The following is a 25,702-nucleotide window of genomic DNA, read 5'->3' as shown; positions in this document are numbered from 1 at the left end:
CTCGGGCTGATCAGCAGCCTGAGATCGGTCGAGGGTTTGCGGTTTAGTCCTTGACGAAGTGGTAGATGCGGTACGAAAACACTCCCGCCTGCGCCCAGTCGTAGAGGCTCCCCCCGGGAATGCCGGCCTGATCGCGCGCGTAGCGCTGCAAGAACTTGGGCAGACGCCGGCTGATCACGGCTTCTATCCGCGGTGAACGTTCTTTCATTCCCCGCTTCACTTCTTCGTCGATGACCCGTTTCGAGACGAGCCGCAGCGGTACCTCGGCCAGCACCGCTTCCCAGTCGTCTACCAGGTGGGAAACACGGAAATCGGTGTACAGGAGGTGCCCACCGGGACGAAGTACGCGCGCAACTTCATCGAAGAAGCGCGGAAGATGCGGGTAGTGATGGGAGGCCTCGACGTTGATAACTGCATCAAAAGATTCCTTGTCGAAGGGCAGGTCCTCGGCATCGCCTTGGACGAAGTCAAGCCCCGGGATCTGATGCCGCTTACGGCAGAACGCAATCCCTGCTGAATTCAGGTCCAGACCGGTGTAGGAGGCCGGTTTAAAGGTGCGGGTCAGGTAGGAGGCACCACCGCCATGGCCGCAACTCACCTCCAGCACGCGCTTCCCGCCGAGGTCGATCTGGGTAGCGGTCTGATGGTAGAGCTGGATGCAGTAGCGGTCAGGTTCGTCAGATTCCGACAGCGGAATTCCCAGCGGGGGGTCTTCTTCGTACGCGAAGTTGATGAACAACATCTCGTCGCCGCCCATCAGGCGGGTTCCTATCGGATAGCCGTATTTCGCTACGGCTTTCATGACGAACGGGCTGGATCTGACTTTCGCGCGAAGGCTCACCGGGTGAGTATCTCAAAGCCCCGCGCGCCGGATCACCACTTCCCCGTTTTGCTCCTGCGACGCTCGCGTCGGCTGTCGACGAGGGCTGCGGCTTCGCCGGCCATCGCCGCTGTCAGCATGGCCTTGGCTCGCCAGCCGGTGGGACCATCACCACCCATCAGCGCCCCGTCGAATTGCTCGCGCCACTTGCGGCCGTGCACCCGCCCAAGCCCCCGGACCAGTGCATAGTTGGCATTCCACTCATAGCGCCAACTACCGAAGTTCGCTTTGGCTGTTTTGCCGCCGAAGTGATTGATGTATGCCATCTCGGTGACATAGACGCCGTAGCCGGCCTTTCGGGCCCGTAGCGCCAGGTCGAGGTCGATACCCCAGCCGTAGCGACCGAAGCTCCCTAGATCCATGCCGCCGAGTGCGTCCCAACATTCGCGCGACATCATCAGCGCAGTACCTTCCACCGCTGGCACGGCCCGGTAGTGCGGTTGGGGTGTGTAGTTGGCGGCTTCGGGCTGCTCATCGGGTATCGCACAAGGGAATCCCTGGTCGATCATCGGGCCGACGATGCCCGCGTCGTCCGGCAGGTTCGGGTCGAGCAGTCCTTCGACGAAGCCCTTGGAAAGGCGTGTGTCGTTGTTCAACGTCATGGCGTGGGTGTAGCCCTCGGCGAACGCCGTACGGAAACCCAGGTCGCTCCCCTTTGCCCAGCCGAGGTTCTCACCAGGGGTTATGACCCTTTCGTCGCCGATTGCGGGGTAATCACCGCGGTTGTCGATGATGAGGTAGTCGGCCCCCTCGCGTTTCAGATCCCCGACGAGGGCATGCGTGTAGTCGTGCTGGCCGAACACCGGCACTGCGATCAGTAACGACACGGATCAACGGTACAGCGGCGGTCGGTGCCTGGAAGGGCGTTCGAGCGATCCCCCGGTCCTCTGACTCCGTTCAACGTGATTCTCACCAGGACTGCGATCCGCAACCAAGGCGGTTCACGTTCGACTCGATCAGTTCGTACGGGTAACTAGTGTGTTGCTCAATAAAGTTGCGCAAGTTTTCCATGGAGTCGTGCCAAGGCTTGTTGTAACGCGGCAGAACCGTCTTCAGAAAGGGAAACCGCATGTATTCTATGAGCCCGTCCCAGTAGTAAAGAGTATTGTTGATCGAAGGATCCGAGAACTTACCCGCCCATTGGTGCGCTGGCGAACGGCTGTACATGGCATCGATTGCTGACACAGAAATGAATGGTTTGAGACTCAAGCCAGCGTCACGGGCACCCTTGGACAGCCCAAGCTCATAGCGCCAGATGACGGCATTTTTATCGACTACATACTTGAAATTGTTCCAGAAGCGTTCGAGGAATGGGCGGGTGCGTTGATTCAGATCCCACGCCAAGAAGAACGATTGCAGATGTGGCATGTGCTCGTGGCTCTCGATTGCACCATACATGTCTGCGCCGCAGAAAGAACTCCACATTTCGTCAAGCGGGAAAAGCGGTCCATACACGCTATCGTTGACCAATAGCAAGCGGTCAAACTGATCAAGTGACCACCCGCGCTGCCGCAAGATCGACCACCCGAGGTGCCACGATCCGAAGTCGAGGGACAGAGTATGGCGGGTGTAGATGCCGGCACAGAGTTCTCTGATGGGATCAACCGAGTCGGGACTGAGAACCGGAGCGCCTGAAACGAATATGATCGTCGCTCCAATTTCATGTAGCCGCTCGAGGTAATAAATCACATACGGGTCGACAACGCCCTGGGGATCAAAATGCGCAAACAGAGCCAACGTAGGGCAGGCCCGGAGTGGTTGTGATGGAACTTCCTTATGGATCTCGCTGATGAACCGAAGGCAATTTCCGTCCAAGCGGTATCGCATCGCATCAAGGTGAGAGCCGCGCTCAGCCCGTAACAACGCCGACAGCTTCAAATTACCCTCGTGGTGCACCGACACAAGGAACCCCACGCACGTTTGATCCGCCTGACAGCTGCGGGTCGGATCCCATCTAGGTGCGGAGACATGATCTCGTCATGCTACGCGCGCCGCAACGATTGCACCCATGCTCAAGCACGAAACCGGTCCTTGTGTCTCGGTCAGTCGCGAAACTTGGCTCAACGTACGCCTTTTCGATCCCTCTTGCCTGGCATAGCGTAAGGTAGTCGCGGATTGACGATAGCTTTCTAACACCGGACAAGGAGGCATTCTTGACGCGCCGTTACGGATTCCGGAACCGGCGCCGCATGCTCAAGGCGCTCGGTAACGACCTCGGTACCACTGTCACTTGGAACGAGTCTGATGAGCAAACCCCAGTCGGCCCGATGGCCGATATCTTTGCAACCACAGCAAACATCCATAAGTGGCTGCACTACCTGCCGGTCTACGAGTCCGTAGTGTCCCCGTTCCGAGCACGACCGGTACGGATGCTAGAGATCGGCGTTGCGCGCGGCGGATCACTGCAGATGTGGCGACGCTATCTAGACCCTTCGTCCATAATCGTTGGTGTGGATATTGATCCATCCACACGGCAGTTCGATGACCCGGCACGTGAGGTTCACGTGCGTGTCGGGAGCCAGGACGACACCACCTTCCTCAAGGACATAATCACTGAGTTTGGACCCTTCGACATCATTTTGGATGACGGCAGCCATATGACGTCTCATGTGGTCAACACTTTTCGGTTCCTATTTCCCCACGGCTTGGCATCCGGGGGCGTGTACATCGTCGAAGATATTTCAGCTCACTACTGGAAGGAATATCGAGACACTCGGATGTCATTTGTGGATTTCACCAAGTGGCTCATCGATGCGATGCACGCTCACTACCAGAAGGTGAATAAAGAGATTGATTACCGCCTAGATCATCCGTACCGAAAGAAGAAGATACGCGTACCGCTCGCGACGACTCTCGTCGAAAAAGTCGAATTCTACGACTCTATAGCCGCGATCCATCGCGCACAAGATTATCGCAAACTTCCGCGCAGCGTTTTCCGATGACTTGATGGCACCTGCTTAACGTGACAGTCGACAAGATCCTAGCTACCAACGGTCGCTCGCGGGCAGTGATGAAGGCTTTAGATTGACCAATAGGATCGATAATGCCGAACACTGGCCGATGAGCCCATCCATCTCGGTGTGCATACCGATGTACAACAACGATGCTACAATTGCGCGCTGCCTACGCAGTGTCATTGATCAAGACGGCGTAGACTTCGAAATCCTGGTAGTAGATGACGCTTCGTCTGACGACGGCGTCGGCATAGCCGCCGCATTGCTTCGAGCCGGCGACCGCCTTGTTCGCAACGAATCTCGGCTTGGCTTGAATGGAAACCACAACAAATGCCTTGAGCTGGCACGCGGAACATGTATTCAGTTCGTACACGGCGACGATTGGTTGCTTCCCGGGGCTTTGCGCACTCTCGCTCAATACTTTGAAGACCCGGACGTTGGACTTGCGTTCGCCCCTCGGCGGGTCGTTGGAGGTAATGCCGAGTGGCAGCAGCGTTATGGGACGCTTCACCACCACTTCCGTAAGCTCGAGGAACACAACCCCGGGCCATCGCTGGTCGCGGCAATGCTGCTGCGGGGGCGAGGATTAGCCAATTGGATTGGCGAGCCGACCTGCGTAATGTTTCGGAAACGGCTCGCGGAGGAGGTCGGAGGATTCCGCTCGGACATATACCAACTCGTCGATCTCGACCTCTGGCTGCGCCTGATGCTTAGATCGGCCGTCTGCTTTGTCCCGCAGGAATTATCTGTGCGTAGTCATACATCGGCGACAGCAACAACTGGGATTCTCGCGACGCGAAGCTGGTGGCTCGACCAGCTGCGCGTGCTTACGTGGATGATCATCGACAGCGAGTCCACTATTGCCGTTCGCTTTATTGCCGGCGGTTGGTGGTTTCCGACATGGGTGAGGCTAGCTTCAGAGGTGATCCTTTTTGGCCCCAATCGTTGGCAGCGGTTCAGGCAACTATTGAGCGCGCCGGTTCGTGAGTTCACACAGGCACGGCAGTTTCGCCGTCTGCTCCATATCTCAATGGTGTAATTCAACCTGCCAGTGACCGCTGTCATCGTAAATCGATTGTTTGCAAGTCGACTCTCCTCGATCCACGCATTCTTGAAAATTAGTCAAGCTAGGTCGGTATGAGTATGGTGCCGCAGCAAAGTCATAAAGCATTCCTCCTATACCGAGGATGAGAAGCACGAGTGCGCCAATCTTTAGCTTGTCCGCACCGAGCACGGCGACAAGCATCACAACTATTATGGCGGTCGGTACTACGAAGTGCCGCTGATCCGCACTCGGTGGAGGCATGTACCCATAGGCCAAAACCGGCGCGGCCAACAGTGCGAAGTGTAGAAGCCACAGTGCGACAGCGGTACGTTTTAACACCATCACAGTGACCGCAACCACTACGAGCGACCACGCAGTGGCCAGTACAGTTAATCCAAGTCTCATCGGCGAATGCAAGAGGTCCACATGGCCAGCAATCCATGCGACCCCGATACGCTCGACCCAAACCTGCGGCAAGTAGACAATATCTCCACCCGAAGTCTGACGATCCGACAACACGAAGATCGATCCTTGTATTACGGCGGTACTCGCTACCGCAACAAATACGACGACGCTGTGAACAGTTTTCGTCCGGCGCCACCGCCAAGCAAACCATGGCGCAAATATCACTGATAGTGGACCACTCAAACCTAAAGCTACCACGGCAAAGAGTTCGAAGATTCTGCCCGCGGAGCTTCGTGGATCATCCGACAGCATCAACAAAAGCAAAGTTATTCCACCGAGGAAGATCAAATTTGCAATGTTAGCCAATGCCTCTGGTAGGGGCGGCAACAGACACAGTAGCACAAATAGCGTGGCCCGCCGCATTTTTCCTGGGATGAGCCATTCCAATCGTGCGGATAATGCAGGCGTCAACAAGGCCGCATGAACCGCGAGCGCCGCCCCGGCGTAGAGTACCGGGGTCATAACAATTGGAAACGACGAGAACGCGGCCGCAATGATACGCGGAAGCAAATGCAGATAGCCGGCGTATTGTTCAGTGAACGCCCATAAGCCGTCATTTTTTGCCCCGGCTAGGAATACTGCACCGTCCTCAGCGAAGAGCGCTGGATTTGATAGCCGCTGAGCACCACGCATAAACAGCAACCCCACCGCAAGTGCTACCAAAAGTGGGAAACTCAGCCGACTCTTCTGCTGCACCTCGATTGAAGTCAAAGCGCCTCCATAATCGTCAGCAAAAGGCTATGCCATGTAGAGTCGGCCAGTCATCGGCGCTACTCCGCGGGTGTACAGGGTATCTGAGCTGACAGACCGCCGAACGCACCGGGGTTCATTGAATTTCGGTCGTCTCTGAGGTTGCACCTCGAGAGTTTCCGCAGCTACGCGCGCAGCAGCTTTGGTCACGTTAATGTTGGCAGACCACGACAATACGGACAACTGAGGTACCGATGAAGGACTCACGACAGATCGCGAGGGATCCGGCTAACAGTACCGAGCGGACCGTCATGTGCCTTGTGGCACTTGGCCTTTCAGCGGTGAGCTTCGCTCACAAACTCTCGTGCACTACACCGCAAAACGGGCCGAGTGGCACCCCTTTACCATGGACTATCCGCGTGACCCGCACCGGTTGTTTTTCGGACACTGCATCGCTGTTCGAGAGTCATAACCTGGCGAACCACGTGTTCCCGTACATACATAGCTGGTACACATCCAATCCACCTACCCTTCACGGCGGAGCTATCGAGTATCCGACCCTGACCGGCCTATGGGCCTGGGCCACGGCGCTGTTCGCATCCGATACGCAGGAATTTCTCGTCCTCACGGCCCTCTCCTTTGCGGCCGTCGTTCTCGTGACCACCCTATGCCTATATCGACTCGCGGGTAGGCGTGCATGGATCTGGGCAGCCTCCCCCCCGCTAGCCCTCTATGCGCTTTACAACTGGGATATTCTGCCGGTCGCGGCGACATCGCTTGGACTGCTGGTGGCGGTACAGGGCCCGTTGCGGTGGCCTAGGATTATCCGGGCGATTGCGGCCGGAGTCGCGTTCGGCGTGGGCGGCGCTTTCAAGCTCTACCCACTCTTGTTCATCGTGCCCCTAGCCCTGGCGATATTGCTAAATCCTAGCGCGGACAGTCGAGCGGAACGCTGGCGGAACGCTGGCGGAGCAATCGGGGGCACTCTTGCAGTCTTGCTGGCCGCTAACCTACCGTTTTTGATCATTAATTCAGCCGGCTGGCTGTCGGTTTTCCAATTCCAAGCACAGAGGCCGATTGACGGCACCACCTTATCGCTTTGGTCTCAAGGCTTTTTACCGCTAATGCGGCCTGACGACCCAAAGACGCAGTCCGTGCTAGGCACCGCTGCTACGGTGAGCACTCTGGTCGGCATTTCACTCGCAGTGGTAGCAGGCATTGCCATCGGCCGTCGTCAAGGCGCCATTCCGTGGGTACAGACGGCCGCTGCGATGCTCTGCGCCTACATGTTATTCAATAAGGTGCATTCCCCACAGTATGTGCTTTGGCTGCTGCCATTCTTCGTCACCGTAAGAATCCGAATCCGTTGGATAGTCACATATTTACTAGCCGACCTCGCCGTCTTTATCGGCTGGTATCGAACCCTCTACTACCATTTCATCGGCGACCCTAATCTGAAGTGGGCCGAACAAGTCCTAGCCTGTGGGATCTGGGGGCGGGCACTCCTCCTCGTGGTCCTCGCAGTAGTGTTCCTGCGCTCACCGTTGGCCCGCTCGCGGCAAGATGACCTGGGGCGCACTTCGACAGAAGGCGTTCACCCGGAAAGGGTTGTCGGAGCCGTTGGCACGCTGCGGCCTCCCTCTGCATCCACGACATGAGCGTTCACGTCTGTGCTGTTCCGCTGTCGTTGCGTTGTCAAGTTGTCTGCGACGGCAGCTTCCTTCCCAACGGAATTGCTAGTGCAGTCAAACGAACTCTGGACAGAGATGTCGCCGAGGAGGCGGCCCGTCCGGTCAATACAGCTAGCTGAATAGGTAGATACGGCAGTCGTTGAACCTTCGGATAGTGGTCTCGACCAGTTGAGTGATTCTCGCCCGCCTTAGCCGCCGACCAAGTAGGTTTGTGTCGCATGGACCTCTCGCGGGCGGGCTTCGTTGCACGTTCAGGCTCTGTTGCGGCGCGAAGAAAAATCCGGTACGCATGCGTGTCGGTCGCTTTCCTACCAATTGGTCAAGGGCTGCTTCAAGTTCTAGGCCCTTGGCTCAACGACTATGTGGCTGCGTCCCTGTTGGCTGCGTCCCTAGCTACCGTCCCAAACTTCTTCGCGAACAAACATCTGGTGTGGCGAGTTAGATCGGGACGAGAACTGCACAAGCAAGTGTTGATCTTCTGGTTAGCTGTGATGTTGGGTGTCGGACTGGCCACTTCATTCACATACATCGTCGAACACGAGCTGGTGGGTCAGACACCGTTTCTTCGGGCGTTGACCGTGCTCTTCGCGCAAGTCCTTGGCTTTGGCATTGTTTGGGTGGGCCGCTTCTTGATCCTCGACCGATGGCTCTTCAAGCAGGCAGCCGACAGGCATGAACCTAACCGCGTGGTGGCTAATGAAGTCCCGGCGTGAAAGCTGGGACTTCTTAATCACTCTCGGGATTGCCGCAGAACGACATCGATTCGCTGGAATGCGCGTGGCTCCGCCCGGAAGCACATAGGTGACACGAATTACTTATCGAAGCTGTATGGGGCCGGTGATCACAGGTATAAGCACCAAATCCCTCTGCAGGACAATAGGCAACCATGCACTACCTGATCACCGGCCACACCGGCTTCAAAGGCCCCTGGCTCGTCTTTCTCCTGCTCAGCCGCGGCCACCAGGTATCGGGCCTGGCCCTCAACCCCGCTGGAGGCAGCCTTTACGAACGGGCCCACCTCACCGAGCTGCTGGCAACCGATCATCGCGTCGACATCCGCGACGCCGACGCGACAAAAGCAGCGATCCAGGACACCACGCCCGACGTCGTGATCCACATGGCAGCCCAGTCGCAGGTCCGCGAGTCCTACCGCGAACCGCGCTACACCTACGAGACCAACGCCATGGGCACCCTCAATGTGCTGGACGCCGTAGGCGCCACCCCGTCGGTGCGGGCGCACGTCGTCATCACCACCGACAAGGTTTACCGCAACGTCGACCAGGAAGCCGGTTACGTCGAAACCGACCCTCTCGGCGGCGATGACCCCTACAGCGCGTCCAAGGCGATGGCCGACCTGCTCACCCAATCCTGGGTCCGCAGCTATCCCGGCTGCCCCACCGCGATCGCCCGCGGCGGAAATGTGATCGGCGGCGGCGACGTCAGCCCCGAGCGCCTGATGCCCGACCTGGTGCGCGCCTACTCGTCGGGCCGAGCACCACTACTGCGGTTTCCGCGTGCTGTGCGTCCCTGGCAGCACGTACTTGACTGCCTCAACGGCTACCTCACGATTGCCGACGCGCTGCTGGCCGGGTCCGGGCTGGGCCAGTGGAACATCGGCCCTGGCCGGGACAGCTTCGTCGAGGTCGGCCAAGTCGCCTCTTTGGCCGCCGAGCTTTGGGGTGGTGGCGCCCACTGGGAGAACCAGCCCGGTGACCACCCGCACGAGGCCAATCTGCTGGCCCTTGACGCCGGCAAGGCGCAGCGGGAACTCGGTTGGCGCAATCGGCTGGGCTTCCGCGATGCCGTCAGGTGGACCATCGAATGGGAACGGCGAGTGCACGAGGGTGCCGACCCGCTCGAGGTGACCCGCGAGCAGATCGGGGCTTTCGAAGGCCTGCGTTGAACAAGCGACAGAAGAGGACGAGATGAGCAACCACACCTACCGCGTGATCGAGATCGTCGGCACTTCACCCGACGGGGTCGACGCCGCCATCAAGAGCGGCCTGGCGCGCGCCTCTGACACGATGCGCAACCTCGACTGGTTCGAGGTGCAGTCCGTTCGTGGCCACCTGGTAGACGGCAATGTCGCGCACTACCAGGTGACCATGAAAGTCGGCTTCCGCCTGGAAGATTCGGAAGGCTAAGCTTCCGCAGCAACATCTCCCGAGTCGACGTACGGCGCCCCCAGCCCGTGCACCGGGCGGTAGCCCCGCTTGCGTGCCTTTGCTGCCGCGTCGCGGATCAACTTGTAGAGGCCGACGAACGCGGCGTGGTCGGTCAGCACCAACGGGGTCAGCAACCGGTTGTGCACCACGGCGAACGCCAACCCGGTTTCGGGGTCGTTCCATCCCACCGATCCGCCCAGCCCGACGTGACCGAATCCCGGCATCACGTTCTTCAGGGGCAGCGCGTGGTAGCCAAGGTGGAAGGCCATCGGCACGAATATGTTTCGGTCCCGCTGGATGATCCGCTCACCGGTCAGACCGGCCACCAGGCGCCGGGACAGGAACCGGGTGCCATCGACCTCGCCGCCGTTGGCGATCGCGCCGTACATCCTGGCCAGCCCGCGGGCCGTCACGACTCCGTTGGCCGCGGGAATTTCGGCGTCGAGCATGGCCATGTTGCCCTGCACGGCCGCGATCACGCCGGGGAAGTACATCGATCGGTAGCCGCCGGAGAAGTAGTTGGCCACCTTCTGCACCGCCCCGGTCAGGATCGGGTTGGCCGCCAGGTCCTGGGGCATGATGATCTCGGCTGCCCGGGTGGGCGAATCGGCCGGCGGACGGCCCAAGTGGATGCCGTCGGTACCCAGCGGTTCGGCCAGTTCCTCCCGGAAAAGCACCCGCATGTCCTTGCCGGTCACGGACCGGGCCAGCCCCGACATCAGCCAGCCGAACGTCAGCGCGTGATAGGCCGGCTTACCCAGCAGCCGTCCCGGCGACGCCGCCGCCAGCCGCTCCTCCATCAGCACATGATCGAGTAGTTCTTCCTGGGTGGCCCCGCGCAGACCCGATAGACCGGCGGTGTGCTTCATGACCTCGCGCACGGTCATCTTCGCCTTGCCGTTGGCGGCGAACGAGTGCCAGTACTCGGCAACCGGCGCGTCGTAGTCGATCAGGCCGCGGTCGGCCAGGCGGTGGATGACCGTGGCGGCCATCCCCTTGGTCGCCGAGAACACCATCGGCGCGTGATCGGCCGACCACGGGATGCGTCCCTCCCGATCCGCCCAGCCCTTCCAGACGTCGACGACGGGTTGTCCGTCGAGATACACCGCCAACGCCCCGCCGCCAAGGCGGCTACCGGGGAACATGGTCGAGAAAGCACGTACAACGCATGCGAAGTGGGAGTCCGCGGCGCCGAACACACCATGCCCTGCGTCAGGGGCATGGTGAGATTGGACAGCGCGGCGATCGACTCCGATGTCTACCGTCACGGCGTCAAATTTACTTGGCCGTTTTGGGCGGCCACCGGCAAACCAAGATTAAGTTACCTAACCGTTAGGAAGTTGCGATCTCAAGTATTTGCTGGGCGGCTAGGGCCGCGGTCAGCTCCCCGTCCCGGACCTGACGCTCCAAATCCTTGCGGATTCGGCGCACCTCCGGGTTGGACACCACTCGGTCCAGCACCGCGTCGCGGACCATCTGCCAGGTCCAGTCCACCTGCTGATCGCGCCGGCGGGCTTCGAACCGCCCGGCTTCGGTGAGCACTTTGCGGTGCTTCTCGATGGTCTCCCACAATTCCGGCAGGCCCGTGCCCTCGATAGCGCTCATCGTCAAAACGGGTGGTCGCCATAGCGTTTCGCGCGGGTAGATCAGCCTGATCGCCCCGGAGAGTTCGCGGGCGGCCATCCGGGCGTCCTTGAGATGCGCGCCGTCGGCCTTGTTGACCACCACGATGTCGGCGAGCTCGAGGACTCCTTTCTTGATGCCCTGCAACTGATCCCCGGTGCGCGCGAGGGTCAGCAGAACGAAGGTGTCGACCATATTGGCCACCGCCACTTCGGACTGCCCGACACCCACCGTCTCGATCAGGATGACGTCAAAACCGGCCGCCTCCAATAAGACAACTGTCTCCCTGGTCGCCTTTGCTACCCCGCCCAGAGTGCCCGACGTCGGGGATGGACGGATGTAGGCGTCGGGGTGGGTCGCCAGGCGCGCCATCCGTGTCTTATCACCCAGGATCGAGCCACCGGTGCGCGTTGAGGATGGGTCCACCGCCAGCACCGCCACCTTGTGACCATGGTCGATGAGGTGCATACCAAGCGCCTCGATGCTGGTGGATTTGCCCACCCCGGGCACCCCGGTGATGCCGATCCGGTGGGCGTTGCCAGCGTCGGGCAGCAGCGCCAGCAGTAGCTGCTGGGCCCGTTCCCGATGGTCGGCGCGGGTGGATTCCAGCAATGTGATGGCCCTTGGCAACGCTGCGCGGTCGCCTTCCCGAATTGCTCCCGCGAGCTCCTCGACAGTGTCGGCTCGCCGCATCAGTTACTCGTGGATGTACGGGCAAGATCGGGACTGGTCACGGTTCCCTGCCTTCCAACTTCGGCCTGATCGGATGACGCGGCCCAATTCTTCAGACTTCAGGGTTCCATATGCAGGCCACGATCAGGACGCCGCACGGGGCTGCGGGTACACCGGCGACGACCCGGTCGCCCTGCAGCGAGGTGAACTGGCCTGCCTGCCCACTTTCTAGTAGCCGGCGTTGTTGAGGTCTCCAAGCGGTATGGCCGCAAAGACCACAACAGTCACAACAAACATAAGCCAGTTCCGCCGGGCGGGGCTCTCATTCATCTCTGGTCTGTCGATGGCGAAGAGGATATAGACGATAGCCACATCTAAAGCGATGAGGGTGCACCACCGCGTCCAATCCAAACCCGTTATGAAGAGCGGGATGATAAGCGCTGCCGCCAGCACGACCATCAATCTGTTCGTGCGAATCTCTTTCATCATCAAGACAAATGGCACAGCACACACGTTACGCACGGCCGCGATTGTGACGGCACCAATGACAATTCCAAGAGCAATAGAGATGAGGAGCCGTAGGAATCCGTAGGAGGCCACTACCCGGGCTGCACCGAAAATGTCGAGTTGCCAGAAGGGCAACGTCTTTTCGCAGACCCAGTCGTGAAAATCGGATTGCCGTTGAAATTGTGGCAATATGAAACTGAAGCTGCTGTGCGGCACACTGACCGTACCCACCGGGTCGTCGATGAAGCCATGGGGAACTTGGGCGCACAGATCGTTTCCGATGTTGCGGCGCCCCAGCACGGCGATGAGGAAGAGTGTCAAAACGCCCGGACCGACGGCCACGATACTGAGCATCCGCTTCATCGATGTCGAAGAGTCTTTGGAAAGCACCGTAACCGCAAGTACGGCGCCGAGCGCGAACTGGACGGGTATCGCCTCATGAATCAGCGCCAGAACTGCTATCAGCAGCCCGTAAACAATAGAAGCGACTACTTTCGATTTTGTTGTGCGGGCGCCTCGTATGGCGATGCTGAAGATCAATAATGCAGACATCCCCCATATCTCTGGGTGCGAATTGTAGACTGCGTATGATAGCGAGAACGGCAGCACTGGAATAAGCAACGCAAGCATTCTTCGACGCTGGCTGGACGGGTCGGGCGATAAGACAATCCAGACCAGCACGGCCAGGCAAATTAGCCATGTTATCGCGGAAGCCCAGACCACTGCATATGCGACGGTAAAATAATCAAAATATGGGAATAGACTAATAAGCTCGCCCGCTAAACCGCGACGGACAAAACCATAGTCGTAATTGACAGCATAATACTGCAGTAGCACGACCGCGTTTGAGTAGACCACTAAAACAATAAAAACATGTACTGCTGTGCAACCCATGACCCACGCCAGCAGGGTAAAAAATGTGCGCGTGTGGTTGGCTATTGGCTGCTTCGGAGCCGATCCTTGCGCGTTATCCCGGATTCGGCTAGTGCTGAGGACATCGCTCAGCGGGTCCGATGAGAGCACATTGCTCCCTAGCGACGGCCATTGGAAAGCTGGTCGAGCTACCCCTTTCATCGCCCCCCTTGATGAATTGATTCCGAGTCAGGTCCCTCGGGAGTTCCCCGAGTCTCCCGACGGACCTGCGGCATCGTCCACTTAGCCTGTGAGACCGACGTGGACCGGGCAAGGTCAAATTTAACAACGTCGGCTAACTCGCGAAGGCCTTTGCGGTAACTCGAGAAAGAGACTTTTGCGAACGTCAGGAGCGATAGGGGCGAACCCCGCTATTCGACGTTACGGACCGAGGTCATACCCCAGCCGCTCGGCCAGCTTGGTCAGCAAGCCGACCGCCGCCTCGGCGATGACGGTCCCCGGCGGGAAGATCGCGGCCGCGCCCGCCTCGTAGAGCTCATCGAAGTCACCGGGCGGGATAACGCCACCGACCACGACCATGATGTCGGAGCGGCCCACCTCGGCCAGCGCGTCGCGCAACGCCGGCACCAGGGTGAGGTGTCCCGCGGCCAGCGACGACACTCCGACCACGTGCACGTCGTTGTCGGCGGCCTGGCGGGCGACCTCTTCGGGCGTGGAGAACAGTGACCCGACGTCGACGTCGAAACCGATGTCGGCAAACGCGGTGGCAATCACCTTCTGGCCGCGGTCGTGACCGTCCTGGCCCATCTTGGCGATCAGGATCCTGGGCCGGCGCCCGTCGGCCTCGGCGAACTTCTCGACCAGCTCGGTGGCATCGGAAAGCGGAGTGATGTTGCCGCCTCCTTGGATCTCGTCACGGTAGACGCCGGCGATGGTACGGATCTCGGCCTGGTGACGACCGTAAACCTTCTCCAGCGCGTCCGAGATCTCCCCCACGGTGGCTTTCGCGCGCGCCGCGTTGATGGCCAGCGCCATCAGGTTGTTGCCCAACCCATCCTCACCAGCGGGTCCCTGGGCGGCAGCGGCGCGGCTGAGCTCGGACAGCGCGGCGTCGACCGCGTCCTGGTCCCGGGTCTCCCGCAGCTCCTTGAGTTTGGCCAGCTGCTCGGCGCGCACCCGGCTGTTCTCGACCTTGAGCACCTCGATCTCTTGGTCCTCGACCACCTGGTACTTGTTGACTCCGATCACCGGCTGTTGCCCGGAATCGATGCGCGCCTGGGTCCGCGCGGCGGCTTCCTCGATGCGCAGCTTGGGAATGCCGTCGCTGATGGCCTGCGCCATGCCGCCGTGCTCGGCGACCTCCTCGATGTGCGCGCGCGCCCGCTGCGCGAGCTGGTGAGTGAGCCACTCGACGTAATACGAACCGGCCCAGGGGTCGATCGGCCGCGTGGTGCCGGATTCCTGCTGCAACACCAGCTGGGTGTTGCGCGCGATGCGGGCCGAGAAGTCGGTGGGCAGTGCCAGCGCCTCGTCGAGGGCATTGGTGTGCAGCGACTGCGTGTGCCCCTGGGTGGCGGCCATGGCCTCGATGCAGGTGCGGGCAACGTTGTTGAACACGTCCTGAGCGGTCAGCGACCAACCGGAGGTTTGCGAATGTGTGCGCAGAGATAGCGATTTGGCGCTCTTGGGGTCGAACTCGGCGACCAGCTCGCTCCACAGCAACCGGCCGGCCCGCAGCTTGGCGACCTCCATGAAGAAGTTCATGCCGATGCCCCAGAAGAACGACAGCCGCGGCGCGAACTTGTCGATGTCCAGACCCGCGTCCAGGCCCGCCTTGATGTACTCGACACCGTCAGCCAGCGTATAGGCCAGCTCCAAATCCGCTGTGGCACCGGCTTCTTGAATGTGGTAGCCGGAGATCGAGATGGAGTTGAATTTCGGCATCTTGGCGCTGGTGTAGGCGAAGATGTCGGAGATGATCCGCATGGACGGCTGGGGCGGGTAGATGTAGGTGTTGCGGACCATGAACTCTTTGAGGATGTCGTTCTGGATGGTGCCGGCCAGCTTCTCCGGCGGCACCCCCTGCTCCTCGGCGGCCACCACGTAAAGCGCCAGGATCGGCAGCACGGCGCCGTTCATCGTCATCGACACCGACACCGTCGACAGGTCGATACCGTCGAACAGCTGGCGCATGTCGAGAATCGAATCGATTGCTACGCCGGCCATTCCGACGTCACCCTGCACGCGCGGGTGATCGGAGTCGTAACCGCGGTGGGTGGCCAGATCGAAGGCGACCGACAGGCCCTTCTGGCCGGCGGCCAGGTTGCGGCGGTAGAAGGCGTTGGATTCCGCGGCGGTGGAGAACCCGGCGTACTGGCGGATCGTCCACGGCTGGTTGACGTACATCGTCGGGTACGGCCCCCGCAGGAAGGGCGGCTCACCGGGGAAGGTGTGCAGCGGGTAGCCGTCCTCCCCGGCCGCGGCACGGTCCTGGGAGATGTACACCGGCTTGACGTCGATGCCCTCGGGGGTCTGCCATTGCAGATCCTCTGGCGAGTACCAGTGCGCCTTCGCGGCGGCGGCGATGTGCTCTTGCACCTCTGCGTCGGTGGGCGGTTGCGTCGTACGCTCGCTACGCAAGGGAATATCGGAGAAACTACCTATCGACGGAACTGTGGCGGTCATATGATTAGGCCCCCAACCTGGTCAGCAAGCTCGAAAGTGCTTCAACCGCATTGATTTTCGCTGTCAGGAATTCGTCGGGCCGGTCTTCGGCCTCGCCCAGCGCCTTCTCCGGACCGGCCAGATACACCCGCTCGATGCCGGCGGCGCGAGCCGCCCGCACGGCACCGGCCGCCTCGTCGGCGTAGCGCTTGTCGGTGCCGCAGATCACCGCCACGGTCGGTGAACCCGCCGCGGCGACGGCATCGGCGACCCCGTCTGCGTCGAGCGGTCCTGGGTTGACCGCTTCAATACCGCCCGAAGCCAACAGGTTTGCCGCGAACGTGGTTCGGATGTTGTGCTCGGCCAGCGGTCCCAGCGGCAGCAACAGCACCTGCGGGCGCTTGTCGTGCTCGGCGAGGAACACGTCCGAGCGGTCTCGCAACGCTTCGAACTCGGCGGCGTAACGGCGCACCTGCCCGGCCCTGCCCAGCGAATCCCCTTGCGGCAACGGAGCTTCACCGAGGTTGGGGAATTCGTTCACACCGGTGATCGCGATCCGGCGATGGGCGATGTCGTCGGCGCGCTTGTCCGCCAGCTCGCCTAGACGGCCGGCCAGGTACTCGCGGGCCTCGACAAAACCGCCGCGCGACTCGATGGATTGGAAGTGCTCCCACGCCCGTTCGGCCAGTTCTTTCGTCAAATCCTCGACGAACCAGGAGCCGCCGGCGGGGTCCAGCACCCGGCCGACGTGTGACTCCTCCAGGAGCAACAGCTGGGTGTTGCGTGCGATGCGGCGGGCGAAACTGGTAGCGGTGCCCGGCCACCCGCCCGGAATGGCGACGTCGAACGCGTAGACCAGCACCGTATCGGCACCACCGACGCCGGCGCCGAAAGCCGCCAGCGTGCAGCGCAGCATGTTCACCCACGGGTCGCGCTGCGTCATCATTGGCAGCGACGTCTCGGCGTGCACGACGGCCGCCCCACGGTCGGGGTCGCCGGCCACCTCGGCCACCCGGGCCCACAACTGGCGCACGGCGCGCATCTTGGCCAGCGTCATGAACTGGTCGTCGTCGGCGGCCAGCCGGAAGCTGATCTGGCCGAGCGCCTGGCCAACTGTGAGACCGGCCTCGGTGAGCGTGCGCAGATACGCCACGGCCGCGGCGATCGTGGCGCCGAGTTCCCACGCGGCGGTCGCGCCCAGATTGTGGAACGCGGGCCCGTCGACCGTGACGGCCCGCACCCCCCGGTATTCGACCGCGCGTTGCGCGACGGCGACGACGTCCTCGACCGAGGGAGCGTTGCGGTCACTGAGCACCGCAGTGAACGGGTCGGCACCCAAGTCCACCGACACCAGGGCGCGCTGCTCGTCGTCCACCGCCTCTACCAGTGCGAACATCACGTCGGCGGCCGCGGTGTAGTGGGTGCCGGCATCGAGGATGACCGGCGCCATGCTCAGGTACACACCGTCGAGCAGGGCCGCGAGGCGCTCGGGGGCTACGCCCGACTCCCCCACCCGCACCAGCAGCGCACTGACGCCTTCGCCGAGCGCAGCAAGCAGTGCCCCGTTCGCTTCCCCGGTCGGCGTGTCCGGCAGCGGGAACGCCTCGGCGACCTTCCAGCCCGACTTGACGTCACGCAGGGCATCACCGCCGCGCACGAACGGCCACTGCCCAGGCAGCGGCGGTTCCGGCAGCTCGTCGAACGCGGTGTAGAGCGGACGGATGGCGAATCCGTCGTACGTCGGCGTCTCCAACCGCTCCTCGGGGTGATCCCCCAAGTCCGCCGGGTCGCTTCGGGTGCTCTTGGACAGCACACCGGCGACCGCGCTGCGCCAGCGCCCGCGAACCTGTTCTAGGTCGGCGAGTTCGGGTACGTCAATGGACACCGATTTGCTCCTGTTTCCGCAGCAATTGTGGGTTACTCCGGGATCGTTGCTTAGCTAATAAGGCTAATTGATCGCCGCCCCGACTTAGGAATCGAGGTGCTGTGATCGGCGGCTCACCAGTGGTGAAACGCCAGCCTGCGGATACTGGATATTCACGAACTACCCGTACCCTTGGACAGCGTGACGACCGCCGCCATCAGCAAAACCACCGATACGGTGCGTGCGATTGCGGCCGCTGTCTGGTTGGCCGTGCGTCAGATGTCGGTGCTGCGGCTGGTGACGACCGTGGCGGGAATCACAGCCTTGGTGGCGGTCGCGTTGTTGGTCGAACTGCCCACGGCGATGCAGCTGCGCGAGTGGGCGCGATCGGTGGGCCCCTGGTTCCCGCTGGTGTTCTGGCTGGTGCACGTCGTGGTGACCGTGCCACCGTTTCCGCGCACGACGTTCACCCTGGCCGCCGGGCTGTTGTTCGGGCCGGTGTTCGGCATCGCGATCGCGGTGACCGCCAGTACGGCCAGCGCGGTGCTGGCCACCTTGCTGGTACGCGCGACCGGGTGGCGACTGGATCGCCTGGTGCGCAGCCGGGCGGTGGGCCGCCTCGATGACCGCATGCGGGAACGCGGGTGGCTGGCCATCCTGTCGCTGCGGTTCATTCCGTTCGTGCCTTTCGCGGCGATCAACTACGCCGCCGGTGCGTCCGCGGTGCGGGTAATGCCCTACATGTGGGCGACGTTGGCGGGGCTGCTGCCCGGCACGGTCGCGGTGGTCATCCTGGGCAACGCGGTCGCCGGCGACGGTAGCCCGCTGCTGGTACTGGTCTCGGTGTGCACGGGCGCGCTGGGGCTGTGCGGCCTGGTCTATGAGGTGCGCCAGTACCGGCGCCACCACCGGTCGGCACCGGAAACCGGTGAACCAGTCTCAGAACCGGTCGTCACCCCCTGACGTCCTCGGCCTGAGTGCAAGATTTATGGCATGACCCCGGCGGCGCACGCGTCTCTTCGCACGGTGCTGTTGCTCGGCGGCATGCTGCTGTGTCTGACGGTTGCGGCGTGGCCATTGATGGCCCGCGGACTCAGACGGGTCCCGGCGCCGAATTCCCACGGAACCTATAGCTGGCGGTTGTCGGCTGTCGCGTTGCTCGGCGCCGCGGCCTTCGTCGCGGCCCTGCAGATGCCGGTCCACCGGGCGCCGCTGCTGCAGCTGAAGCCGGAGGTGCAGCCGCCCATCCCGCTGCCCGCTGCGGGCGCCGTCGGGCCCGGCACCGGCATTGCCGTCACCTACGCGGACGGCAGCGGCGGAATGGGTTGCACCGCGGGGTTTCTGGTCCGCACCGGCGACGGCGGTACCGGGGTGCTCACCGCCGGGCACTGCAACAAGCTCGGTGAGCAAAGCAAGGTGAGCATGAACCCGGGCAGCCTCCCCTACACCACCGTGGGCACCTTCAGCCGAACCGTGCTGGAAGGTGAACACGGCGAAGATCACGACATCGGGTTGTTCCTGCTCGACTCCGACGAGGTGCCGCGCACCCCGGCCATCATCGCCTCGTTACCGGTGACCGGCGTTGCGGACGACCTGCAGCTCGGCCAGCAACTGTGCAAGTACGGCATGACGACGGGCCGGATGGAATGCGGGGAGATCACCGCCATTACCGAGAGCAAAGTGGTGTTCCTGGCGGCCAGCCGGTGTGGCGACTCGGGCGGCCCGGTCTACCTCTTGACCACCGATGGTGCCGTAGCGGTCGGGATCCACATCCGCGCCGGGCGGCCCAATGATCCCAACCCCGGATGTTCAACGCCCGCAACGTTTTCGGTGGCGGAGCTGGTACGGCCGTGGCTTGCGCAATGGGGTCTCACCGCGGTGACGGGTTGAGCGGCAAAACTCAACCGGAATTGCGCGCCGCCGTCGTGCGGCAGGCACACCAGATCGCCACCATGCGCCCGGGCCAGCGCCCGGGCGATCGACAGCCCGAGCCCGGCGCCACCGTGATCGCGGGCGCGGCCGGCGTCCAGGCGTACCAACCGTTCGAAGATGCGCAGCCGCTCGTCGTCGGGAATCCCGGGGCCGGTATCGGTGACGGTCACGTCCGCGGTGTCGTCGACGCGCAGGTCCACGGTGATGGTGCCGTCGGCGGGCGTGTGCCGGCGCGCGTTGTCCAGCAGGTTGGAGAGGATCTGCGCGACGCGCGTCGGGTCCGCGTGGACGGTGAGCTCGGGGACCCCGGTGCGGACGATCGACAGGTGCGGGGCAAGCATCGAGGCTCGCTGCACCTCGGCGTCGACGATGGCGGCCAGGTCGGTGTCCTGGCGGTACAACGTGATCCCGGCATCGATTCGGCTCAGGTCGAGCATGTCGGCCACCAGGCGCCCGGCCCGGCGCGCATCGGACTGCAACAAGCTGGCCCGCCGCTGCTGGGCTTCCTCGGCCTCGTGGGCGGCGAGTTGTTCGGCGGCGGCCTGGATCCCAGCGATCGGAGTGCGCAACTCGTGCGCGGCGTCGACGAGGAATTGCCGCGTCGCGGCTTCGGCCCGCTGTGCGTCGTCGGCCGCCCGGCGGGCGCGCAACTCCGACTCCTCCAGCGCGTCCAGCATTCCATCGAATGCGCTTGCGGCGCGCCCTAATTCGGTGTCTGTCCGGGACGGATGCAAGCGCCGGCCGCGGTCGCCGGTGGTGATGCTTCGGGCCAGTGCGGTCAGCCGGTCCAACGGCCGCAGCGCCGCCCGGCTCACCGCAATCAGCAGCAGGGCCGCGATCACCAGTGTCGCCAGGCCGGCACTGATCATCAGTTGACGCAACTGGCGGGTGACGTCGGTGGTTTGCGTGGTGTCGGCGACCAGGATCACCCGCGCGCCGTCGGGCAGTGGGTGAACCAGCACCGTCGCGGTGCTGTCCGGTGGGAACAGGGGCGGGGGCGGTGGTGGCGGCAGTGGCGGACCGGACGGCGGCCCCGGCATGGGCATCGGCATCGGTGGATGGCCGGGCGGCGGTGGACGGCGCGGCGGCGGAACCATCGGGCCCGCTTGGGTATCGGGCCTGATGCCGGGATCACCGTAGGTAGCGCCATCGGCCGTGACGACGAGCGCACGCACGCTGCCGCCGTTTAGTTCGGCGGCCAGCAGGTCGGGCGAGGTGTGGGCCGCCGCCAGCGCGTCGGCCCGCGAGGTGGCGGCGAGCAGCCGGTCGTGCAGATTCCGGCGGGCTTGCATGCCCAGGCTGACGTCAACCGTCACACCGAGCACCACCAGCAGCACCGCCAGCAGCGCGATGACCAGCACCAGCACCCGGCGCTGCAGCGACGGCGTGGGCGTCACGCTTTGGTCCGTCATGACCGCGGCTGCAGGCGGTAGCCGATACCCCGCACGGTGTGCAGGATGCGCGGTCCGTGCGCTTCGAGCTTGCGCCGCAACCCGCTGACGTGCACCTGCACCAGGTTCGGGTCGTATGCGTCGTAACCCCATACCGCGCTGAGGATTTGACCGGCGCTGACGATCCGGCCGCGCTGTTCCACCAGGTACTGCAACAACTTCAGTTCGGTGGCGGTCAGGTCGAGCCGATGGCCATTGCGCGCCGCCACGCCCGCTTCGACGTCCAGGATCACGTCACCGATCTGCACCACGGTGGGCAGGCGCCCGCGGCGCCGCAGCACCGCGCCCACCCGCGACACCAATTCGGCAAGCTCGAAAGGCTTGACCACGTAGTCGTCGGCTCCGCTGTCGAGCCCACGCAACCGGTCCGGTAACCCGTCGCGGGCGGTGATCAACACAATCCCGATCTCCCCCCACTCGCGGATCACGTCGATGAGCTCGAATCCGTCGCGGCCGGGCAACATCACGTCGAGCACCACCAGGTCCGGCCGCACGCCGTCCAGAGTCTCTTCCAATCCGTCTCCGTCACAACGGGTATCGGTGTGGTAGCCGGCGTCGGCCAGCGCTTCGCTGACCATTTCGCGGATGGTTTCGGAATCCTCGACCACCAGCACCCGCGGCGTGCCGACGCTGAACTCGGTCATACCTCGCGAGCGTATCTGGCGTTACGCTCACCGCGTGACTCCCACCAACACGCCGCCGCCGGCCGCCCCACCGCCACCTGCCCGGCGGCATTCCACCGGCGTGGTGGTCGGCGCCGGGCTGGCGGGTCTGGCGCTTGGAGCGGCCGCCGCCTTCGCGGTGACTGGTCTGGTGTTCACCGTTCGCGTGCAGCTGCCCCCGCCGCCGTATCCGCAGTTTTCTTCGACGCCCAGTTACCCGCCGCCACCGCCGCCGGTGTCCAGCGTCGCGCCGGCACCCAGCGTCGGGCCGTCGTCGGCGCCCAGCCTGATCCCGGTGCCGCCACCGCTGCCGCCCGGCCCGCGCTGAATTCTTCAGCTCCACTTCAAGTTCGGCTCCTACCGTCGCGGTTGCCAATCAATCCGACGATGTGAGGAGTCGCATGACCTCCGAGGAATCCGCGGTCGCCCCCGAACAACCGGCCGCCGTGCCCGCATCCGCGGCTGCCCTGGTGGTGGCCAAGGAACGCCGCCACTCCACCCGCGTGGTGCTCGGCGCCGGGCTGCTGGGCGGCCTGTTGGGCGCCGTCTTCACCGCGGGCGCAGCCGCCCTGATCATGGCCTTCGGCTTCGGGCCGCCCCCGCCCCCGCCGGGATTCGGGCCACCTGGACCAGCGCACTTCGGCGCCCCGGCGCCAGGCCCCGGCGGACCGATGGCCGGACCGAAGGGCCCGTGGGGCCATGGACCTATGGGGATGCGGCCGCCGTTCCCGGGCGGACCGCCGCCGATGGGCCCCGGCGGGCCGGGTGGACCCGGTGCTCAGCAGCCTCCGGGGCCGGGCCAGCCGCCGGGGCCGGGCCAGCCGCCGGCGTCGCCGTCGGCCGGGCCCAGCGCATCGCCCGCTCCCCCGCGGTAGCTCAACGCGGTTGGCCGCGAGGGTGCGCGGAATGCCACGCCCACCGGCGTGTTGGCGGACATCTGCGCACCCTCGCGCCGGGCTGGGACGCAACGAGCGGCCACACGCCCGGGATCACCCGCCGAGCGTGCGGAGAATGCCACGCCCAGCGGCGTGTCGGCGGGCATCTGCGCACCCTCGCGACACCCCACCAGCTCGTGGCATCCTCGAAGGAGGAGGGGTAAGGACCACGGGTACACCAGGGCTTTTCGCGCGGGTAGGCGCACGCCTCCTGCGATCCCGCAGGCTCGTGCGCGCCCCGATCTGGATCTACCGAGCGCGCGCCGGGGCGCTCTTCGGCTCCCGCATGCTGATGCTCGAACACGTCGGCCGCAAATCGGGCCTCCCCCGTCACGTCGTGCTGGAGGTCGTCGGCCACCCGCAGCCCGACACCTACATCGTTCCCTCGGGGTTCGGGGCGAAGGCGCAGTGGTTCCGCAACATTCAGGCCAACCCAAAAGTGCGCGTTTTCGTCCGCAGCCGCGCGCCCGCGACGGCTACCGCCCGCGTGCTCAGCGAAGCAGAAGCCGATGGCATTCTTGCCGAGTACCAACGCCGTCACCCACGCGCCTGGCAGCAGTTCCAGCACGTTCTCGAGGAAACCCTCGGCGACCGGCCGCTGCCGATGGTGGAGCTACGGCTGGCGGGGTGACTCCGGGCCCTTTGCCGTCATCGCGGCGAACAGCGCTAGGAACAACGCCGCCGGGAGCGCGTTGGCGACTTTGTCCCGCACCCGGATGTGCGCACCGAGCGCCAGCACGAAGTACAGCGTGAGCAGCGCGGTGGTCAGCCTGGCCAGGGTGGGATAGCGGGTCACCGAGGCGAGCCCGACCGCCGAGGCGGCTTTCACCACCGGCAGCACCGGGCGGACGCTCTCGGGCAATCCGACGGTGTCCAGCGCGGTCGCGATGGGCGGCAGCGGAATCGCACACGCAACCGCATCGCCGGCCTGCAGCGCTGCCAGCGCCGCGTAGGTCTTGGGTGACGTCAAAGTGCTCATCGGAGAATTCTATTGACGCAACTCGGGCGGACTGCTCAACGGACGTTCGGCCGGATTCACCGGCAACACCTCCGTCCTGGACCCCTGCCCGATAGCCGCATCGCCGTCGCTGCGGAACCAGTCCGCGACCTCGGGATCGTCGTCGTCGGCCGAGTGCCGCGGTGCGTCGTCGACCGGAGACGGCTCGAACCGGAACACCCCGTCCTCGCCCGGTTTGCCGAGCAGCCGGGTGAACCCCTGCAGGGCGGCATTGAAGTCGCTCGGCACCACCCACACCTTGTTGGCGTCACCGCGGGCCATCTCCGGCAGCGTTTGCAGATACTGATAGGCCAGCATCTCCGGCGTCGGCCGCCCGGCCTTGATGGCGGCGAAGGTCTTCTCGATGGCCTTGGCCTGCCCCTGAGCCTGTAAGTACGCGGCGGCCCGCTCACCCTGGGCGCGCAGTACCCGGGACTGCCGGTCGGCTTCGGCGGACAGGATCGCCGCCTGCTTGGCGCCCTCGGCGGCCAGAATCTGGGAGGCCTTCTGGCCCTCGGCCTGCATGATCGCCGCCTGCCTGGTGCCCTCGGCGGTCAGGATCATCGCGCGCTTTTCCCGGTCGGCTTTCATCTGCTTTTCCATCGAAGCCTGAATCGAGGGCGGCGGGTCGATGCTGCGCAACTCCACCCGGGCCACCCGTAGACCCCATCGACCGGTCGCCTCATCCAGCACGCCGCGCAACTGCGCGTTGATCTGATCACGCGAGGTCAGCGTCTGCTCGAGGGTCATGCCGCCGACGACGTTGCGCAGCGTGGTGGTGGTGAGTTGCTCGACACCGACGATGTAGTTGCTGATCTCGTACACCGCCGCCTGGGGAACGGTGACCTGGAAGTAAACGACGGTGTCGATGTTCAGCGTCAGGTTGTCCTCGGTGATGACGGGCTGTGGCGGGAAGGACACCACCCGCTCGCGCAGGTCGACCCGGGCGCGGATGCGGTCGATGAACGGCACCAGCAGCGTGAGCTGGCCACTGACCGTCCGGCTGTAGCGACCCAACCGTTCGATCACCGCGGCCTCGGCCTGCGGTATCAACGCGACCGACTTGGCCACCACGACAATCGCGAAGATGACCAGGACGGCGAGGAACACCAAACCTGCAACTGCACCTTCCACCGGAGCCCCTTTCTCGAGCGCCTAGATGTCCTTGAAGACCACCGCCGTGGCACCGTCGATGTGCACCACGGTCACCGATTCGCCGGGTTCGAACACGTCGCCCGCATTGAGCGGACGGGCCGTCCACACCTGGCCGTCCAACTTCACTTGCCCCGCATCGTGGGCAACCCTGTCGAGCACCAGGGCGCTCTTGCCCTCGAGCGCCTGCACGCCCATTTTCACGGCCTTGCCGGAGGACAGCCGCCGCCGCAACGCGGGACGTACCACTGCCAGCAACAGCACCGAGACGATCAAAAAGACCAGTCCGTCGGCCCACAGCGGCCAGTCCGTCAGCCAACTGCTCCCCGAAGCGGCCAGCGCGCCGCCGCCGAGCATCAGCAGGAACAGATCGCCGGTCAGAGCCTCCGCGCCGACGAGCAGCAAAGCTGCGATCAGCCAGACCAGCGCCACGGACATGCGCACAGAATACTGCGTGAACCACGCTTATAGCGGCGAACT

The 25,702-nt window shown here is 63.6% G+C and carries 23 protein-coding genes and 2 pseudogenes; 11 read left to right on the top strand and 14 right to left on the bottom strand.

What is annotated here, in order from left to right:
- Positions 1-43 precede the first annotated feature (43 nt).
- The 3 genes and pseudogenes from BN972_RS09900 to BN972_RS09890 all read right to left on the bottom strand — a co-directional run bounded on the left by BN972_RS09900 (position 44) and on the right by BN972_RS09890 (position 2,776).
- The gene (locus BN972_RS09900; protein WP_051545194.1) at positions 44-802 is read right to left on the bottom strand and encodes a phthiotriol/phenolphthiotriol dimycocerosates methyltransferase; all 759 of its coding nucleotides are present in this window, start codon (positions 800-802) and stop codon (positions 44-46) included.
- Between the two features lie 209 nt (positions 803-1,011).
- Positions 1,012-1,707 (bottom strand): annotated as a pseudogene (locus BN972_RS09895) (glycosyltransferase family 2 protein); the annotation flags it as partial.
- 82 nt (positions 1,708-1,789) lie between these two features.
- On the bottom strand, positions 1,790-2,776 hold the full coding sequence (locus tag BN972_RS09890) for a rhamnan synthesis F family protein (protein ID WP_235192398.1): 987 nt from the start codon (positions 2,774-2,776) through the stop codon (positions 1,790-1,792).
- 257 nt (positions 2,777-3,033) lie between these two features.
- On the opposite strand from BN972_RS09890, the gene BN972_RS09885 reads away from it, so the two are divergent.
- Together BN972_RS09885 and BN972_RS09880 are read left to right on the top strand one after the other, a co-directional pair.
- Positions 3,034-3,822: a class I SAM-dependent methyltransferase gene (locus BN972_RS09885; protein WP_235192397.1), complete on the top strand. Its 789-nt coding sequence runs from the start codon at positions 3,034-3,036 to the stop codon at positions 3,820-3,822.
- Positions 3,823-3,940: 118 nt separating this feature from the next.
- A complete protein-coding gene (locus BN972_RS09880) occupies positions 3,941-4,873 on the top strand; it encodes a glycosyltransferase family 2 protein (protein ID WP_051545193.1) in 933 nt (310 codons plus the stop codon).
- Here BN972_RS09880 and BN972_RS29165 read toward each other — a convergent pair.
- Entirely contained in the window at positions 4,862-6,055 is a 1,194-nt protein-coding gene (locus BN972_RS29165) for a hypothetical protein (protein WP_142277027.1), read from the bottom strand. The genes BN972_RS09880 and BN972_RS29165 overlap by 12 nt on opposite strands.
- A gap of 398 nt (positions 6,056-6,453) precedes the next feature.
- On the opposite strand from BN972_RS29165, the gene BN972_RS09875 reads away from it, so the two are divergent.
- From BN972_RS09875 to BN972_RS09860, 4 genes are all read left to right on the top strand, one after another.
- Complete coding sequence (locus BN972_RS09875; protein WP_158086293.1) at positions 6,454-7,692, top strand: glycosyltransferase 87 family protein; 1,239 nt, start codon at positions 6,454-6,456, stop codon at positions 7,690-7,692.
- A 251-nt stretch (positions 7,693-7,943) separates the two neighbouring features.
- Entirely contained in the window at positions 7,944-8,438 is a 495-nt protein-coding gene (locus BN972_RS09870) for a GtrA family protein (protein ID WP_051545189.1), read from the top strand.
- A 173-nt stretch (positions 8,439-8,611) separates the two neighbouring features.
- Positions 8,612-9,628 carry a CDP-glucose 4,6-dehydratase gene (gene rfbG / locus BN972_RS09865; RefSeq protein ID WP_036355757.1) on the top strand — a complete coding sequence of 339 codons (1,017 nt, stop codon included), beginning with the start codon at positions 8,612-8,614 and terminating at the stop codon, positions 9,626-9,628.
- Between the two features lie 22 nt (positions 9,629-9,650).
- Positions 9,651-9,869, top strand: a complete 219-nt coding sequence (locus BN972_RS09860) for a dodecin (RefSeq protein ID WP_036355755.1) — start codon at positions 9,651-9,653, stop codon at positions 9,867-9,869.
- Here the strand turns inward: BN972_RS09860 and lipL are convergent.
- The 5 genes from lipL to mutA all read right to left on the bottom strand — a co-directional run bounded on the left by lipL (position 9,866) and on the right by mutA (position 18,114).
- Complete coding sequence (lipL, locus tag BN972_RS09855; RefSeq protein WP_036355751.1) at positions 9,866-11,158, bottom strand: esterase/beta-lactamase LipL; 1,293 nt, start codon at positions 11,156-11,158, stop codon at positions 9,866-9,868. The genes BN972_RS09860 and lipL overlap by 4 nt on opposite strands.
- A gap of 64 nt (positions 11,159-11,222) precedes the next feature.
- Complete coding sequence (gene meaB, locus BN972_RS09850; RefSeq protein WP_036355750.1) at positions 11,223-12,206, bottom strand: methylmalonyl Co-A mutase-associated GTPase MeaB; 984 nt, start codon at positions 12,204-12,206, stop codon at positions 11,223-11,225.
- Between the two features lie 207 nt (positions 12,207-12,413).
- Positions 12,414-13,715: a hypothetical protein gene (locus BN972_RS09845; protein ID WP_142277029.1), complete on the bottom strand. Its 1,302-nt coding sequence runs from the start codon at positions 13,713-13,715 to the stop codon at positions 12,414-12,416.
- Between the two features lie 270 nt (positions 13,716-13,985).
- The gene (gene scpA / locus BN972_RS09840; protein WP_036355746.1) at positions 13,986-16,250 is read right to left on the bottom strand and encodes a methylmalonyl-CoA mutase; all 2,265 of its coding nucleotides are present in this window, start codon (positions 16,248-16,250) and stop codon (positions 13,986-13,988) included.
- 4 nt (positions 16,251-16,254) lie between these two features.
- A complete protein-coding gene (gene mutA / locus BN972_RS09835) occupies positions 16,255-18,114 on the bottom strand; it encodes a methylmalonyl-CoA mutase small subunit (RefSeq protein ID WP_036355744.1) in 1,860 nt (619 codons plus the stop codon).
- Positions 18,115-18,294: 180 nt separating this feature from the next.
- Here mutA and BN972_RS09830 point away from each other — a divergent pair, with 180 nt between their 5' ends.
- Both BN972_RS09830 and BN972_RS31350 read left to right on the top strand, forming a co-directional pair.
- Positions 18,295-19,056 carry a TVP38/TMEM64 family protein gene (locus BN972_RS09830; RefSeq protein WP_036355742.1) on the top strand — a complete coding sequence of 254 codons (762 nt, stop codon included), beginning with the start codon at positions 18,295-18,297 and terminating at the stop codon, positions 19,054-19,056.
- A 21-nt stretch (positions 19,057-19,077) separates the two neighbouring features.
- A complete protein-coding gene (locus BN972_RS31350; RefSeq protein WP_083041824.1) occupies positions 19,078-19,983 on the top strand; it encodes an endopeptidase in 906 nt (301 codons plus the stop codon).
- Positions 19,984-19,991: 8 nt separating this feature from the next.
- Here the strand turns inward: BN972_RS31350 and BN972_RS09825 are convergent.
- Both BN972_RS09825 and BN972_RS09820 read right to left on the bottom strand, forming a co-directional pair.
- Positions 19,992-21,437: pseudogene (locus tag BN972_RS09825) on the bottom strand (sensor histidine kinase); the annotation flags it as partial.
- Positions 21,434-22,120, bottom strand: a complete 687-nt coding sequence (locus tag BN972_RS09820; protein ID WP_036355741.1) for a response regulator transcription factor — start codon at positions 22,118-22,120, stop codon at positions 21,434-21,436. The gene BN972_RS09820 and the pseudogene BN972_RS09825, both read right to left, overlap by 4 nt.
- 34 nt (positions 22,121-22,154) lie before the next feature.
- Between BN972_RS09820 and BN972_RS29920 the strand changes: the two genes are divergently transcribed.
- From BN972_RS29920 to BN972_RS09810, 3 genes are all read left to right on the top strand, one after another.
- On the top strand, positions 22,155-22,466 hold the full coding sequence (locus tag BN972_RS29920; RefSeq protein ID WP_200869724.1) for a hypothetical protein: 312 nt from the start codon (positions 22,155-22,157) through the stop codon (positions 22,464-22,466).
- Between the two features lie 73 nt (positions 22,467-22,539).
- Positions 22,540-23,013 (top strand): hypothetical protein, encoded by a 474-nt coding sequence (locus BN972_RS29520; RefSeq protein WP_051545186.1) that lies wholly within the window; start codon positions 22,540-22,542, stop codon positions 23,011-23,013.
- A gap of 202 nt (positions 23,014-23,215) precedes the next feature.
- Complete coding sequence (locus tag BN972_RS09810) at positions 23,216-23,704, top strand: nitroreductase family deazaflavin-dependent oxidoreductase (RefSeq protein ID WP_051545346.1); 489 nt, start codon at positions 23,216-23,218, stop codon at positions 23,702-23,704.
- Here BN972_RS09810 and BN972_RS09805 read toward each other — a convergent pair.
- Genes BN972_RS09805 through BN972_RS09795 form a run of 3 tightly spaced genes read right to left on the bottom strand, consistent with a single transcriptional unit; the run spans position 23,687 to position 25,660 of the window.
- A complete protein-coding gene (locus BN972_RS09805) occupies positions 23,687-24,052 on the bottom strand; it encodes a DoxX family protein (protein WP_036355740.1) in 366 nt (121 codons plus the stop codon). The two genes, BN972_RS09810 and BN972_RS09805, sit on opposite strands and share 18 nt — an antisense overlap.
- Positions 24,053-24,061: 9 nt before the next feature.
- Positions 24,062-25,204: an SPFH domain-containing protein gene (locus BN972_RS09800; RefSeq protein WP_036355738.1), complete on the bottom strand. Its 1,143-nt coding sequence runs from the start codon at positions 25,202-25,204 to the stop codon at positions 24,062-24,064.
- Positions 25,205-25,225: 21 nt separating this feature from the next.
- Complete coding sequence (locus tag BN972_RS09795) at positions 25,226-25,660, bottom strand: NfeD family protein (RefSeq protein ID WP_036357167.1); 435 nt, start codon at positions 25,658-25,660, stop codon at positions 25,226-25,228.
- Positions 25,661-25,702: the final 42 nt, after the last annotated feature.

The organism is Mycobacterium asiaticum DSM 44297 (assembly GCF_000613245.1).
Lineage (GTDB): Bacteria > Actinomycetota > Actinomycetes > Mycobacteriales > Mycobacteriaceae > Mycobacterium > Mycobacterium asiaticum.
The sequence above is the reverse complement of the archived record's forward strand: the minus strand, read 5'-3'. Positions and strand labels throughout refer to the sequence as shown.

Excerpts from the sequence above, each read along its gene's own strand:
- BN972_RS09870 (WP_051545189.1), top strand. The coding sequence starts at position 7,944 with ATGGACCTCTCGCGGGCGGGCTTCGTTGCACGTTCAGGCTCTGTTGCG.
- BN972_RS09860 (WP_036355755.1), top strand. The coding sequence starts at position 9,651 with ATGAGCAACCACACCTACCGCGTGATCGAGATCGTCGGCACTTCACCC.
- BN972_RS09900 (WP_051545194.1), bottom strand. The coding sequence starts at position 802 with ATGAAAGCCGTAGCGAAATACGGCTATCCGATAGGAACCCGCCTGATG.
- BN972_RS09880 (WP_051545193.1), top strand. The coding sequence starts at position 3,941 with ATGAGCCCATCCATCTCGGTGTGCATACCGATGTACAACAACGATGCT.
- BN972_RS09820 (WP_036355741.1), bottom strand. The coding sequence starts at position 22,120 with ATGACCGAGTTCAGCGTCGGCACGCCGCGGGTGCTGGTGGTCGAGGAT.
- BN972_RS09805 (WP_036355740.1), bottom strand. The coding sequence starts at position 24,052 with ATGAGCACTTTGACGTCACCCAAGACCTACGCGGCGCTGGCAGCGCTG.
- rfbG (WP_036355757.1), top strand. The coding sequence starts at position 8,612 with ATGCACTACCTGATCACCGGCCACACCGGCTTCAAAGGCCCCTGGCTC.
- BN972_RS29520 (WP_051545186.1), top strand. The coding sequence starts at position 22,540 with ATGACCTCCGAGGAATCCGCGGTCGCCCCCGAACAACCGGCCGCCGTG.
- BN972_RS09795 (WP_036357167.1), bottom strand. The coding sequence starts at position 25,660 with ATGTCCGTGGCGCTGGTCTGGCTGATCGCAGCTTTGCTGCTCGTCGGC.
- meaB (WP_036355750.1), bottom strand. The coding sequence starts at position 12,206 with ATGCGGCGAGCCGACACTGTCGAGGAGCTCGCGGGAGCAATTCGGGAA.
- scpA (WP_036355746.1), bottom strand. The coding sequence starts at position 16,250 with ATGACCGCCACAGTTCCGTCGATAGGTAGTTTCTCCGATATTCCCTTG.